We start from the raw sequence: 13,698 nt of genomic DNA, 5'->3' as shown, positions 1-13,698 counted from the left end.
TTCGCCGGATGTCAGCGTTCCTTCACGATCGCGGTGTGCTCCTGGTGGCCCGGGGCGACGAACTTCTGGTGGACGACGTCACCGGCACGGCCGACGACGCCACCGGGTTGCCCTGCACCCCGGCTGCCAGGTTCCAGATCGCTTCGATCAGCAAGCAGATGGCGGCCGTCGCGATCCTCCTGCTCGTCGAGCGGGGCGTGCTGCGCCTCACCGACCCGGTGACGCGTTGGCTGTCCGACCCGCCGCCCGCCTGGTCCGGTATCACGCTGCACCACCTGCTCACCCACACCTCGGGGCTGGGCCACTGGGCGGAGTATCCGGCGGTCGACCTTATCGAGCCGGTCGACCCGGACGACCTGCTCGCCGCGTTCGCCGCGGTGCCGCCGTTGTTCCGGCCAGGAGCCGGCTGGCACTACAGCAGCCCCGGTTACGTGCTGCTGGCCCGGACCGTCGAGCGGGCCGCCGATCAGCCGTACGCCGAATTCCTCGCCGAGGAGGTTTTCGCTCCGTTGGGGATGACGGACAGCTTCGCCGGCCCGGCGGGCGGTCGCCCGCACCTGGCGGTCGGGCACGAGGGCGGCCGGCCGGTGCCGTCCTGGGACCTGGCGACCGTGAGCATGGGCGCGGGTGACGTCTGGTGCACCGGCGCCGACCTGCTCACCTGGCTCGACGTGCCGCGCCGGGGCCGGCTGCTGAATCCGGCATCGGTGGCGGCGCTGACCGCGCCGCACGCGCCCACCGGTCGGCCCGGCGAGGCGTACGGCTACGGCTTCTTCGTCGGTCCCCTGGCTGGCCGGCGGCAGGCGCTCCACCACTCCGGGGACAACGGCGGCTACAAGGCGTTCGCCGCCTGGCTGCCCGGCACGGACGAGCGGTTGGTGCTGTTGACCAACCAGGCCGAGGTCGACCCGGCCGCGGTCACGTCGGTGCTCAACCCGGACCGGGCCTGACCCACACCGCCACCTCGCCGAGGTGGCGGCAGCGGGCCTCGTGATCCACACCAGGTCGGCGAGGTGGCGACTTCGGCCTGGCCGAGATCCGGCCACCTCGCCGTGACGGTGTGGATCACACGCGACGAGAGCGCGCCGACCGGGTGGTCGACGCGCCCTCGGGGCGATGAAACACCGATCAGACGGTGAAGCGGATCCGGCGGCGGCGGGCCACCACGAACAGCACCGCGCCGGCGGCCAGCAGCAGCGCGGCGCCACCGGCGATGGCGCCGGCGGCCGGGCCGGTCACCGGCAGGCCGCCGCCCTGGCCGGAGCAGTCCTCCGGCTGGGTGTAGGGGACGGTCTCGGCGTCCTCGGCGACGTCGTACTTCACGGTGACCTTGAGGCCCCGGTAGGCGTCGAACTCGACCGAGGTGGTCTTGCCGGGCGCGGAGGTGAGCTTCCTGGTGACGCCCTTCTCGGTGGTCAGCGTGGCGGTGAAGGGGATGCCCTTCGCCGGGTTCTCCACGATGAAGGTCATCGAGTCGCAGTCCTGGTCCAGCTTGAAGATCGGCTCCGCCGGCTCGGCCGGGGCGGACGGCGTCGCGGACGGGCCCGGCGGCGTGGCGGCGGACGCGGACGGCGTCGGGGTGGGCTGCTCCGGCGACCGGGTCGGCTCCGGCGTGGTGCTCGGCGACGGCGAGCTGGGCGACGGCGACGGGCTCTCGACGACCTCGCAGTTCCGGCTGGGCCGGGCCACCACGGTGCGCTCACCGTCGTGCGACTGCCGGCCCCGCTCCCAGTGCGCCCCGACGGTCAGCTTCAGCTCCGGGACGGCGCCGGTGAACGTGTGGGTCTGGGTGCCGGTCAGCGGCCCCTCGCTCTGCTTCTTCAGCTCGGCGCCGACGGCGAGGCCGCCGGTGATGTCACCGGGCACGGTGGACTCCAGCTTGGTGATGCGGCCGGAGATGTCGGTCTCGCTGCTGGTCACCGACCAGGTGACGGTGACCCTGCCGTCCTCGGTGGCGCAGAAGCTGCCGGACGGTTCGGGGTGGTGGGCCGCGGCGGGGGCGGCGACGGTGGCGACGCCCGCGAGGCCGATCAGCGCGCCGGCGGTGAGGACGGCGGCACGCCGGAGGTTGAGACGGTTCACGTCTTCTCCTGATGAGGGGAGGTGCGGAGAGAGGTGCGGCGGAGGGACCGGAGTCACGCGTCCACGCAGCAACCGGGCAGACCCTAGCGAGATCGACACCGTGGGCGTTACCGCGATCTACGGGTCGTAAAGGGTCCGTTATTAATTTGAGATCATTGATGTACGCGGCGTGACGAACCGTTGCTGCCGGTGGTCTGCCCGGTCCGTTCCCGCGGTCGCGTAGCGTCGGGGCATGCGGAGGGAACGACGGTGACCCGGATCGTGGCCGGCACACTCGGTGGGCGGCGGATCGCCGCGCCGCCCGGCGCCGGCACCCGGCCGACCTCGGACCGGGTGCGGGAGGCGCTGTTCAGCGCCGTGGAGGCCGATCTCGACCTGGCCGGGGCGCGCTTCGCCGACCTGTTCGCCGGCTCCGGCGCGGTCGGGCTGGAGGCGCTGTCCCGGGGCGCGACGCACGTGCTGCTGGTCGAGTCGGACGCCCGGGCCGCCCGGGTGATCCGGGAGAACATCGCCCTGCTCCGGGCCGCGCCGGCCGCCCGCCTGGTCACCGGCCGGGTGGCCGGCGTGCTGGCGGCCGGGCCGGACGGCGGGCCGTACGACGTGGTCTTCGCCGACCCGCCGTACGCGGTGCCGGACGCGGAGATCACCGCGATGCTGGCCGCGCTGGTCCACGGCGACTGGCTCGCCCCGGACGCCCTGGTGGTCGTCGAGCGGTCCCGCCGCTCCGGACCGGTCGGCTGGGTGGAGGGCGTCACGTCGGAACGCAGCCGCCGCTACGGCGAGACCACCCTTTGGTACGGTCGCCGATCATGAGACGTGCGGTCTGCCCGGGCTCGTTCGACCCGGTCACCAACGGTCACCTCGACATCGTCGGCCGAGCCAGCCGGCTCTTCGACGAGGTGATCGTCGGCGTGTTGGTCAACCAGTCGAAGCAGGGGTTGTTCACGGTCGAGGAGCGGATCAAGATGCTCCGCGAGGTGACCGCCTCGTACGACAACGTCCGGGTGGAGTCGTTCCGCGGCCTGCTCGTCGACTTCTGCCGGGACCAGCAGGCGAGTGTGCTGATCAAGGGCCTGCGGGCGGTCAGCGACTTCGACTACGAGCTTCAGATGGCCCAGATGAACATCGGTCTGGCCGGCGTGGAGACGCTCTTCATGCCGACCAACCCGCTCTACTCGTTCCTCTCCTCCAGCCTGGTCAAGGACGTGGCCAAGTGGGGCGGCGACATCTCCGCCCACGTCCCCGACCTGGTCCGCGAGCAACTCGTCGCCCGCCTCCGCCCCGACCCACCCCCCCACCCCTGACCCAGACCCACCCCACCCCACCCCACCCGCCCCACCCCCACGTCGATCTTGCACTTCCGGCCCCGGGTTCGTCCTTTCCGGGATGAATGTCCGGGCGGAAGGTGCAAGATCAGCGGCGGGGGAGGGTGCGGGCGGCGCGCCGGGCGGGGCGCGGTGGGGCGGGAGTGGGCGGGGCGCGACATGATGGGGGCAGCGCCGGAACCGGGCGCAGGCCGCATCATGGAGGGCGGCCGACGAAGACAGGAGTGAGGCGCCGGTGGACCCGCTCGATCGCATCGACGAACTGATCGCCATGGTGGAGCAGGCCCGCTCCGTCCCGATGTCGCGCAACAACTGCATGGTCGACCGCGGTGAGATGATCGCCGTGCTCGACGAGTTGCGCGCCGAGCTCCCCGCCGACCTGCGCCGGGCCGCCGCGCTGCTGGAGGAGCGGGACAAGATCATGGAGGCCGGCAAGCGCGAGGCCGACCGGATCATCAGCGAGGGTGAGGCGGAACACGCCCGCCTGGTCTCGGTGAACGAGATCACCGTCTCGGCCGAGCACGAGGGCGCCCGCATCGTCGCCGAGGCGCGGGCCGAGGCGCAACGCCTCCGCGAGGAGGTGGACGACTACGTCGACACCGCGCTGGCCAACTTCGAGCAGTTCCTCACCCGGGCGTTGGCCTCGATAGAGCGCGGCCGGGACAAGATGCACGCGCTGCGCGAGATCGGCACCTTCGCGGGGGACGAGGCCGACCGCCCGCTACCCTTCTGAGCGGCGCACGGGCCGGTCGCCGACAGCCGGCTGCCGCCGGACCGGGGCGGACACGCCCCCGGTTCGACGGTCCGCCCCCCTGCCAGGTAACCTTTTTTGTCGGCCTCTCACCGGCCGGAGTCTGACTATGCCCAAACATTCGCCACGCCAACTCGACCCCAGGGCGCCGCTGGTCCTCGACACGAGGGACCTGCCGCGTCGCCCTGGCGCGTTGCGTACGCACCGGCGGGTCGTGACGGCACCGGCGGACCTCGGCGTCGAGTTGATCGGCGTGCCGGCGGGCGCGGACCTCGACCTCGACCTGAGGTTGCAGTCGGTGTCCGAGGGCGTGCTCGTCTCCGGGACCGTCACCGGTCCCGTCAAGGGCGAGTGCGGTCGCTGCCTGCGCGAGATCGACGACTCGGTGGTCGTGAACCTCCAGGAGCTGTACGCGTACGAGGACAGCACCACGGACGAGACGACCGACGAGGACGAGGTGGGCCGGATGCAGGGCGATCTGATCGACCTGGAGCCGGCGTTGCGGGACGCGGTGGTGCTCGCGCTGCCGACCAACCCGCTCTGCCGGGAGGACTGCCCAGGGCTGTGCCCCGAGTGTGGGGTGCACTGGGACGATCTGCCGGCCGACCACAGTCACCAGCAGGTCGACCCGCGTTGGGCGGGCCTGTCGCAACTGACCCGTACAGAGGAGTAGGAACCGTGGCCGTCCCCAAGCGCAAGATGTCGCGCAGCAACACCCGCGCCCGCCGGGCGAACTGGAAGGCCACGGCGGTGTCGACCGTTGCCTGCCCGCAGTGCAAGTCGCCGAAGCTGCCGCACGCCGCCTGCTCCGTCTGCGGCACGTACAACGGCCGCCAGGTTCTCGAGGTCTGACCTGGACGCCGAGTGACGCCCCCGACCACCGGTCGGGCGGCGCGCGCACCACGGCTCACGCCCGGTGCCCCGGCTCCCTCCGCCGCCGGCCGTTCCCCGGCCGGCGGGCCGACGGAGCCGGGCACCGCGCGGATCGCCGTCGACCTCCTCGGCGGGGACGATGCTCCCGCCGTCGTGGTTGACGGCGCTCTGCGTGCGGTGCGCGCCGACCCTGACCTGCGCCTGATGCTCGTCGGCCCGATCGAGGTGGCCGACGGGCTGATCGCCGCGCTCGACCCGGCACACCGCGCCCGGGTCACGGTCCGCCCGGTGCGGGCCGCCGTCGGCATGGCCGACCATCCGACCGCCGCACGCGGCGAGAGCACGGTACGCACGGCCGTGCAGGCCGTCCACGACGGGCTCGCCGACGCGGTGGTCTCCGCCGGCTCGACCGGGGCCACCGTCACCGCCGCCGCGCTCGGCCTGGGCCGCTGGACCGGGGTACGCCGACCCGCGCTGGTCGCCACGCTGCCGGCCGTCGCCGGGCCGGTGGTGCTGCTGGACGTCGGCGGCACGCTCGAACCCGGCCCCGCCACGCTGGCCCGGCACGCCGTGCTCGGCGCCGCCTACGCGGCGGTGGCGCACGGCGTCGTCGCGCCCCGGGTGGGCCTGCTCTCCGTCGGCCACGAGGCCGGCAAGGGTGACCGCCTGCGCCGTGCCGCCGACCCGGCGCTCGCCGCCGTGCCGCTGCCCTGCGGCGCCCGCTACGTCGGCCTGGTCGAGGGGTTCGACCTCTCCCTGGGCGGTCGCGCCGACGTGGTGGTGACCGACGGCTTCACCGGCAACGTCCTGCTGAAGGCCATCGAGGGCGCGTACGCCATGGCCGGTGGGCCGCCGGTCAGCGGCGGCACGCCGCGGGCGGCGGCCCTGCTCGGGGTGGCCGGCACCGTGGTCGTGTGCCACGGCGCGGCCGGCCCGGACGACGTCGCCTCGGGCATCGCGCTGGCCGCCCACCTCTGGCGTCGCGACGCCGCCGGCACGGTCCGCGCCCTGCTCGCCGAGATCCCGCACGATCCCGCACCTGACCGCAACGACACCGAGGTAGCACCATGACCAACGACAAGCGGCGGCGTGCGCCCGTCAGCCATCTGGAGGCGGCCTTCGGGGTGTCGCTCGACCCGGAGCTGCTGGAACGCGCCCTGACCCACCGCTCGTACGCGTACGAGAACGGCGGGCTGCCCACCAACGAGCGGCTGGAGTTCCTCGGCGACTCGGTCCTCGGCGTGGTGATCACCACCGCGCTCTTCCACAACCATCCGGACCTGCCCGAGGGGCAGTTGGCGAAGCTGCGGGCCAGCGTGGTCAACATGCGCGCGCTGGCCGACGTGGCGCGTGGCCTGGGCCCGGACGGGCTGGGCGCGTACCTGCTGCTGGGCAAGGGCGAGGAGGCCACCGGTGGCCGGGACAAGGCGAGCATCCTGGCCGACACGCTGGAGGCGCTGCTCGGCGCCATCTACCTCCAGTACGGCCTGGACACCGCCGCCATCGTGATCCACCGCCTCTTCGACCCGCTGATGGCGGAGTCGGCTGGGCGGGGCGCGGCGTTGGACTGGAAGACCAGCCTCCAGGAGCTGACCGCCGCGCTCGGGCTGGGCGTGCCGGAGTACCGGATCGAGGGCACCGGACCGGACCACCTGAAGACGTTCACCGCCTGGGTGGTGGTGGCCGGCAACCGGTACGGCGGCGCGGACGGGCGCAGCAAGAAGGAGGCCGAGCAGCGGGCCGCCGAGTCGGCCTGGCGGATGCTCACCGAGCAGGCGGAGGCGACCGCGCGGGCGGAGGCCGAGGCGCGGGCCGAGGCCGAGGCACGCGCCTCGGCCGGGGCGGTCGACCCCGAGGCGGCGGTCGACCCGGAGGACGCCGAGGCGGGCGCCGGCCGTGCCTGAGCTGCCCGAGGTGGAGACCGTCCGGCAGGGGCTGGCCGAGTGGGTGGTCGGCCGACGGATCACCGCCGTCGAGGTGCGCCACCCCCGGGCGGTACGCCGGCACGTGCCGGGCGGCGCGCACTTCGCCGACGTGCTGGCCGGCCGGACGATCACCGACGTCCGCCGCCGGGGCAAATACCTCTGGCTGCCGCTGGACAGCGGGGACGCGGTGATCGGCCACCTGGGCATGTCCGGGCAGTTGCTGCTGCAACCGGTCGGCGCGGCCGACGAGCTGCACCTGCGGGTCCGGTTCCGGTTCGCCGACGACGGTCCGGAGCTGCGCTTCGTCGACCAGCGCACGTTCGGCGGGCTGTCCGTCTCCGACGGCGGGGCGGAACTGCCGGCCGAGATCGCGCACATCGCCCGGGACCCGATGGACCCGGAGTTCTCCGACGACGCGTTCGTGGCCGCGCTGCGTCGCCGGCGTACGGAGGTCAAACGGGCGCTGCTCGACCAGACGCTGATCTCCGGCGTGGGCAACATCTACGCCGACGAGGCGCTGTGGCGGGCGAAGCTGCACGGCGCCCGGCCGACCGACGCGCTGACCGGTCCGGCGGCGCTGCGGCTGCTCGGCCACGTGCGGGACGTGCTCGGCGAGGCGATCAAGCAGGGCGGCACCAGCTTCGACGAGCTGTACGTGAACGTCAACGGCGAGAGCGGCTACTTCGACCGGTCGTTGAACGCGTACGGCCGGGAGGGGGAGCCCTGCCCGCGTTGTGGCGCGCCGATCCGGCGGGAGGCGTTCATGAACCGTTCCTCCTACAGTTGCCCGCGCTGCCAGCCGCGGCCCCGGGGCAGCCTCCGGGGATGACCCGGAGCCGGTTCGGGGTTGCGCCGGTGTGCTTCGCCGGACGGTGCCCGGGGGCCCGCCGCGACGTACCCTGAAATGCCCTTTCCGCCCGGCCGGCGCGGCCGGTTCCGGCCGCCTGGTAGGGCCTGCCTCATCGGGGAGGAGCCGGGGCCGTTCCCCGATGTCCGGGCTCCGTCGGCTGCCTAGCGTCTCCAGACGTCGGCACGGGGCCGACGTCTGGAGGGAACCCGGATATGGGCAGGCGACCGGTGACCGTGCGGCTGGCACGGTGGAGTGCGGAGCACCCCTGGCGGGCCATCGCGCTGTGGGTGGTCTTCGTCGCGGTGTGCTTCGTCGGCGGCAACGCCGCCGGGCTGAACGAGGCGACCGACGCGGACCAGGCGATCGGCGAGTTCGGGCGGGCCGAGCTGATCGTCGACAGTGGCGGCTTCCACCGGGCGGCCACCGAGAACGTGCTGATCACCGCGCGGTCTGGCGCGCTCGACCCGGCCGCGGCGAAGGCCGCCGCGCAGGACGCCGCGGGCCGGCTGCGGCAGGTCGAGGGCGTCGCCTCGGTGGGTACGCCGACGCCGTCGCGGGACGGGAGCGCGCTGCTGCTGCCGATCACCATGTCCGGCGATCCGGCGACCGCCGGGGACCGGGTGGGGCCGTTGCGGGACACCACCGCCCAGGTGCAGGCGGCCCATCCGCAGTTGCGGGTGGAGGAGGTCGGCGGCCCGTCGATCGACAAGGCGCTCGACGACACGCTCGGCAAGGACTTCAAACGGGCCGAGCTGCTCAGCCTGCCGGTGACGCTGGCCATCCTGATCATCGCGTTCGGCGCGTTGATCGCCGCCGGCGTGCCGGTGCTGCTCGCGCTCTCCTCGGTGGCCGCCGCGATGGGGCTCTCCACGCTCGCCTCGCACCTGGTGCCGGCCACCGACACCACGGCCAGCGTGATCCTGCTGATCGGCATGGCGGTGGGCGTGGACTACTCGCTGTTCTACGTGCGGCGGGAGCGCGAGGAACGGGCCAGGGGGAGATCCGGCCTGGACGCGGTGGAGATCGCGGCGGAGACCTCCGGGCACGCCGTGGTCGTCTCCGGCACCGCCGTGGTCATCGCGATGGCCGGGCTGCTGCTCGCCCAGGACGCCATCTTCTCGTCGCTGGCCGTCGGCTCGATCCTGGTGGTCGCGGTGGCGGTGCTCGGCTCACTGACCGTGCTGCCGGCGCTGCTGGCCAAACTGGGCCGCTGGGTGGACCGGCCCCGGGTGCCGCTGCTGTGGCGGCTGACCACCCCGCGTCCCGGGCGGCGTCCCCGCTTCTGGCCGGCCGTGCTCCGGCCGGCGCTGCGCGCCCCGGTGGCCACCCTGCTGGTGTCGGTGGCGCTGCTGCTCGCCCTGGCCGCGCCCGCGTTGGGCATGAAGCTGAAGTTCCCCGGGACCGAGGACGTGCCGCGCACCACGGCGGCCATGCAGGCGTACGACCGGCTCGCCGCGGCCTTCCCGAGCAACGGCACCAGCCACACGGTGGCCGTGCGGGCGCCCGCCGAACAGGCCGACCGGGTGCGGGACGCACTGACCGGGCTGGCCGCCCGCACCGCCGCCGACCCGCTCTTCGCGCCGGCCGAGGGGGACGGCCCGGAGATCAGGGTGTCGGCGGACCGGCGGGTGTCGGTGCTGGAGGTGGCCACCCCGTTCGCCAGCCGCTCGGACGAGGCGGCCCGCTCCCTGCGCGAGCTGCGCGAGGATCTGGTGCCGGCCGCGTTGGGCGGCGTCCCCGGCGTGGAGTACGCGGTCGGTGGCGGGGTGGCCGCGAGTGCGGACTACGCCGACCACATCTGGGCGAAGCTGCCGGTGGTCGCGGCGTTCGTGCTGGTGCTGACGTTCCTGGTGATGGCCTGGACGTTCCGCTCGGTGGTGGTGGCGCTCACCTCGATCCTGCTGAACCTGCTCTCCGTCGGCGCCGCGTACGGGCTGCTGGTGCTGGTCTTCCAGAGCCACTGGGCGGAGGGGCTGCTCGGATTCACCTCGATGGACGCGATCGTCACCTGGCTGCCGCTGTTCCTGTTCGTGGTGCTGTTCGGGCTCTCCATGGACTACCACGTCTTCGTGGTCAGCCGGATCCGCGAGGCGGTCGACCGGGGCATGCCCAACCGCGAGGCGGTGGCGTACGGGATCACGTCCTCGGCGCCGGTGGTGACCAGCGCGGCGATCGTGATGGTCGGGGTCTTCTCGATCTTCGCCACGCTCAGCATGATCGACTTCAAGCAGCTCGGCATCGGGCTGGCGGCGGCGATCCTGCTGGACGCCACGATCATCCGCGCGGTGGTGCTGCCGTCGGTGATGACGCTGCTGGGCGACGCGAACTGGTGGGCGCCGCGCTTCCTGCGCCGTCGGACGGCCGCCCCGCCGGTCGAGCCGCCGCCCGCGCCGGCACCGGAGCTGGTCGGCGCCCGCTGACCCGACCGGGCCGGACCACCCCGCCGACGTCGACCGGGGCTGCTCCGGCCCGGCGGCGTCGGCCTGGTCCGGCGGTGCGTCGGCCTGGTCCGGCGGTGTCGGCTTCTTGGTCTAGCGGTGCGTCGGCCCGGCCAGGCGGTGTCGGCTTCTTGGTCTGGCGGTGCGTCGGCCTGGTCCGGCGGTGTCGGCTTGGGGTGGCGGCGGCCTTGGCCCGGTGGGCCCCCGGTGGAGCCGTGCCGGCGGGTGTGCTCCGCTCGGTCGGCTGCCGGCCGGTGGACGACATCCGCTTCTCAGCGATATACCACAGAGTCATAATTATGGGTCTTGTGACGTGTTTGTGGGTGGTTGGGCGCGTCGTTGATGGCGCACGCCGTTGTCCTGCCTAGGTTCTGGCTTGTCGAAGGTCAGAACTGAGTGGGCGGGGCAACGGCGTGCGTTCGGTAAGGGTATGGGCTCGGTTGTTCGGGGTCGAGCAGGCGGTGGTGGAGGGTGTCGAGTTCGATGCGGTCGAGCAGGTGGTGGTGGCTCGGGTGCGGGTGGCTCGGGGTGCTCGGCGGCGGTGTCCGTTTTGCCGGCGGCGGTGTCCTGGTTATGACGCGGGGGTGCGTCGGCGGTGGCGGGCGTTGGATCTGGGGGTGGTGCGGGCGGTGATCGAGGCCGATGCGCCGCGGGTGTCGTGTCGGGTGCATGGGGTGGTGGTCGCGGCGGTGCCGTGGGCCAGGCATGGGGCGGGGCATACCCGGGCGTTCGATCAGGCGGTGGCGTGGTTGGCGGTGCACGCGGCGAAGTCGGTGGTGTCGCGGTTGATGCGGATCAGTTGGCGCACGGTGGGTGCGATCATCGCGCGGGTGTGGGCTGATAGCGGCGCAGCGGTGGATCGCCTCGACGGGTTACGTCGTATCGGTATCGACGAGGTCAGCTACAAGAAAGGCCACCGGTATCTGAGCGTGGTGGTGGATCACGACACCGGCCGGCTGGTGTGGGCCGCTGCGGGCAAGAGCGCGGCTACGTTGCACGAGTTCTTCGACCTGCTCGGACCCGAGCGGGCAGCCGCGATCACCCACGTGTCGGCTGACGGCGCGGACTGGATCACCACCGTGGTGCGCCGTCGTTGCCCGAACGCGGTGCGCTGCGCCGACCCGTTCCACGTCGTGGCCTGGGCCAGCGACGCCGTGGACCGAGTCCGCCGGCAGGTATGGAACGCCGCCGCCGGTCGGGGAACAGGCCGTCGCGGTGTCGCCGTCGGCGAAGCGCGGCTGGTGAAGAACACCCGCTGGGCGTTGTGGAAGAACCCGGACAACCTCACCGGCGCACAACGGGCCACCCTCGACTGGATCGCCAAGAACCACCCCCGCCTACACCGAGCCTGGGCCCTCAAAGAAGGCCTGCGCTACGTGTTCACCCTGGCCAAAACCAGCCCCACCACAGCGGTCCAAGCCCTCGACCAATGGATCGGCTGGGCCCGCCGCAGCCGCATCGACATCTTCGTCGACCTGCAACGCCGCGTGGTCCGCCACCGCGACGCCATCATCGCCTCGCTCGAACACGGCCTGTCCAACGGCCGCATCGAATCCGTCAATGCCAAGATCCGCCTCATCACCCGGATGGCCTTCGGCTTCCACTCACCCCACGCCCTCATCGCCCTAGCCCTACTCAGCCTCGGCGGCCACCGCCCCCAACTCCCCAACCGATGACCCACACATCCAGCACAAAATCCATAATTATGCCTCTCCGGTATATCGTTCCGACCACTTCCTTCTCTGCCCGGGAACACGGAGAGTGTCGGTGCCCGCCGTAAGCCACCGCGGACGGCGACCCCGGAGGGGCTGTCCGAGGCCGGAAACGCGGCAGGATTAACGCGCCGAACAGCGGGGCATCTGGGCGGCCATGGATGAACAGCTCTCGCCGGAGGCGCTTACTTCCGCCCCGGCTTCCGAATCCCCCCGGCGCGCGTCATGAGCTCCGACGTGTCGACCGGCACCGTCCGGACCAACGTCCCGGCCCGCCTCGACCGGCTGCCGTGGTCCCGCTGGCACTGGATGATCGTCATCGGTCTCGGCACGGTGTGGATCCTCGACGGCCTCGAGGTGACCATCGTCGGCAACCTCTCGGGGAAGCTGGCCGAGCCGGGCAGCGGACTGGACATCACCCAGAGCCAGGTCACCGGCCTGGCCGCCGCGCTCTACGTGGCCGGCGCGTGCACCGGCGCGCTCTTCTTCGGCTGGCTCACCGACCGGTTCGGCCGCAAGAAGCTGTTCCTGCTGACGCTCGGGCTCTACCTGGTGGCCACCGCGCTCACCGCGCTCTCGTTCGACACCTGGTGGTTCTTCCTGTTCCGGTTCCTCACCGGCATGGGCATCGGCGGTGAGTACGCGGCCATCAACTCGGCCATCGACGAGCTGATCCCGGCCCGCCACCGCGGCCGGATCGACATCATCATCAACGGCACGTTCTGGCTCGGCGCGGCGCTCGGCGCGTTGCTGACCGTACCGCTGCTCAACGGCCTGCCGACCAACCTCGGCTGGCGGGTGGCGTTCGGCCTGGGCGCGGTGCTCGGCGTGGTGATCCTGCTGGTCCGCCGGCACGTGCCGGAGAGCCCACGCTGGCTGTTCATCCACGGCCGGGCGGACGAGGCGAACCACCTCGTCGACTCGGTCGAGGCCGAGGTGGAACGGGAGACCGGCAGGGACCTCGCCGAGGCCGACAACTACATCGAGATCCGGCAGCGCAAGAGCACGAACTTCCTGGAGATCGCGAAGACGCTGTTCCGCCGCTACCCGAAGCGTGCCACGCTGGGCTTCTCGCTCTTCATCGGGCAGGCGTTCCTCTACAACGCGATCACGTTCGGCTTCGCCCAGATCCTGCAGACCTTCTTCGACGTCCCGCCCGGCAGCAGCGGCTACTACTTCGCGGTCATCGCGGTCGGCAACCTGCTCGGCCCGCTGCTGCTCGGCAAGCTGTTCGACACGGTCGGTCGGGTGCCGATGATCGCCGGGTCGTACCTCGGCTCGGGCGTGCTGCTGCTCGGCACCGCCTGGCTGTTCCACTCCGGCGTGCTCAGCGCGGTGACCATGACCGCCTGCTGGTGCGTGGTGCTCTTCTTCGCCTCGGCCGGGGCCAGCGCGGCGTACCTGACGGTCAGCGAGATCTTCCCGATGGAGACGCGGGCCATGGCGATCGCGTTCTTCTACGCGATCGGCACCGCCGCCGGTGGCATCACCGGTCCGCTGCTCTTCGCCAAGCTGGTCGGCAGCGGCCAGGTCGGCGACACCGTGCTCGCGTTCGTCATCGGCGCCTCCATCATGATCATCGGTGGTCTGGTGGAGTTGGCGCTCGGCGTCAAGGCCGAAGGGAAGTCCCTGGAGGACCTGGCCACCCCGCTCAGCGCCGAACAGGCCGGGGTGCCGTCGCAGCGCGGCGCCGACAGCCCCACCCCGACCACCGGCGCGAGCGCCGGCTGACCCCCACCCCG

13 protein-coding genes are annotated in these 13,698 nt (G+C 72.6%); 12 read left to right on the top strand and 1 reads right to left on the bottom strand.

Features of this window, described 5'->3' with window-relative positions; translation table 11 throughout:
* The first annotated feature begins 8 nt into the window (after positions 1–8).
* Positions 9–950: a serine hydrolase domain-containing protein gene (locus VKK44_RS21580; RefSeq protein WP_343443014.1), complete on the top strand. Its 942-nt coding sequence runs from the start codon at positions 9–11 to the stop codon at positions 948–950.
* A gap of 178 nt (positions 951–1,128) precedes the next feature.
* Here VKK44_RS21580 and VKK44_RS21575 read toward each other — a convergent pair whose 3' ends face one another.
* Positions 1,129–2,082: a cell wall anchor protein gene (locus tag VKK44_RS21575; RefSeq protein WP_343443013.1), complete on the bottom strand. Its 954-nt coding sequence runs from the start codon at positions 2,080–2,082 to the stop codon at positions 1,129–1,131.
* A gap of 249 nt (positions 2,083–2,331) precedes the next feature.
* On the opposite strand from VKK44_RS21575, the gene rsmD reads away from it, so the two are divergent.
* The 11 genes from rsmD to VKK44_RS21520 all read left to right on the top strand — a co-directional run bounded on the left by rsmD (position 2,332) and on the right by VKK44_RS21520 (position 13,687).
* The gene (gene rsmD / locus VKK44_RS21570) at positions 2,332–2,895 is read left to right on the top strand and encodes a 16S rRNA (guanine(966)-N(2))-methyltransferase RsmD (protein ID WP_343443012.1); all 564 of its coding nucleotides are present in this window, start codon (positions 2,332–2,334) and stop codon (positions 2,893–2,895) included.
* A complete protein-coding gene (gene coaD, locus VKK44_RS21565; RefSeq protein WP_343443011.1) occupies positions 2,892–3,386 on the top strand; it encodes a pantetheine-phosphate adenylyltransferase in 495 nt (164 codons plus the stop codon). Before rsmD ends, coaD begins: the two co-directional genes overlap by 4 nt.
* Positions 3,387–3,642: 256 nt before the next feature.
* Entirely contained in the window at positions 3,643–4,140 is a 498-nt protein-coding gene (locus tag VKK44_RS21560) for an SPFH domain-containing protein (protein ID WP_343443010.1), read from the top strand.
* 127 nt (positions 4,141–4,267) lie between these two features.
* Complete coding sequence (locus VKK44_RS21555; RefSeq protein WP_107156118.1) at positions 4,268–4,831, top strand: YceD family protein; 564 nt, start codon at positions 4,268–4,270, stop codon at positions 4,829–4,831.
* A 5-nt stretch (positions 4,832–4,836) separates the two neighbouring features.
* On the top strand, positions 4,837–5,010 hold the full coding sequence (gene rpmF / locus VKK44_RS21550) for a 50S ribosomal protein L32 (RefSeq protein ID WP_107156117.1): 174 nt from the start codon (positions 4,837–4,839) through the stop codon (positions 5,008–5,010).
* 132 nt (positions 5,011–5,142) lie between these two features.
* On the top strand, positions 5,143–6,102 hold the full coding sequence (locus VKK44_RS21545) for a phosphate acyltransferase PlsX (RefSeq protein ID WP_343447849.1): 960 nt from the start codon (positions 5,143–5,145) through the stop codon (positions 6,100–6,102).
* Positions 6,099–6,935: a ribonuclease III gene (gene rnc / locus VKK44_RS21540; protein WP_343443009.1), complete on the top strand. Its 837-nt coding sequence runs from the start codon at positions 6,099–6,101 to the stop codon at positions 6,933–6,935. The genes VKK44_RS21545 and rnc overlap by 4 nt, the downstream gene beginning before the upstream one ends.
* Complete coding sequence (gene mutM, locus VKK44_RS21535) at positions 6,928–7,785, top strand: bifunctional DNA-formamidopyrimidine glycosylase/DNA-(apurinic or apyrimidinic site) lyase (RefSeq protein WP_343443008.1); 858 nt, start codon at positions 6,928–6,930, stop codon at positions 7,783–7,785. Before rnc ends, mutM begins: the two co-directional genes overlap by 8 nt.
* 233 nt (positions 7,786–8,018) lie before the next feature.
* Positions 8,019–10,226 carry an MMPL family transporter gene (locus VKK44_RS21530; protein WP_343443007.1) on the top strand — a complete coding sequence of 736 codons (2,208 nt, stop codon included), beginning with the start codon at positions 8,019–8,021 and terminating at the stop codon, positions 10,224–10,226.
* A gap of 431 nt (positions 10,227–10,657) precedes the next feature.
* Positions 10,658–11,920 (top strand): ISL3 family transposase, encoded by a 1,263-nt coding sequence (locus tag VKK44_RS21525; RefSeq protein WP_343442779.1) that lies wholly within the window; start codon positions 10,658–10,660, stop codon positions 11,918–11,920.
* Positions 11,921–12,181: 261 nt separating this feature from the next.
* The gene (locus VKK44_RS21520; protein WP_343443005.1) at positions 12,182–13,687 is read left to right on the top strand and encodes an MFS transporter; all 1,506 of its coding nucleotides are present in this window, start codon (positions 12,182–12,184) and stop codon (positions 13,685–13,687) included.
* Positions 13,688–13,698: the final 11 nt, after the last annotated feature.

Source organism: Micromonospora sp. DSM 45708 (genome assembly GCF_039566955.1).
In the GTDB taxonomy this organism is placed as follows: Bacteria; Actinomycetota; Actinomycetes; order Mycobacteriales; family Micromonosporaceae; genus Micromonospora.
This window is presented reverse-complemented; position numbering and strand designations above follow the sequence as displayed.

Excerpts from the sequence above, each read along its gene's own strand:
- VKK44_RS21580 (WP_343443014.1), top strand. The coding sequence starts at position 9 with ATGTCAGCGTTCCTTCACGATCGCGGTGTGCTCCTGGTGGCCCGGGGC.
- coaD (WP_343443011.1), top strand. The coding sequence starts at position 2,892 with ATGAGACGTGCGGTCTGCCCGGGCTCGTTCGACCCGGTCACCAACGGT.
- VKK44_RS21555 (WP_107156118.1), top strand. The coding sequence starts at position 4,268 with ATGCCCAAACATTCGCCACGCCAACTCGACCCCAGGGCGCCGCTGGTC.
- rnc (WP_343443009.1), top strand. The coding sequence starts at position 6,099 with ATGACCAACGACAAGCGGCGGCGTGCGCCCGTCAGCCATCTGGAGGCG.
- VKK44_RS21530 (WP_343443007.1), top strand. The coding sequence starts at position 8,019 with ATGGGCAGGCGACCGGTGACCGTGCGGCTGGCACGGTGGAGTGCGGAG.
- VKK44_RS21520 (WP_343443005.1), top strand. The coding sequence starts at position 12,182 with ATGAGCTCCGACGTGTCGACCGGCACCGTCCGGACCAACGTCCCGGCC.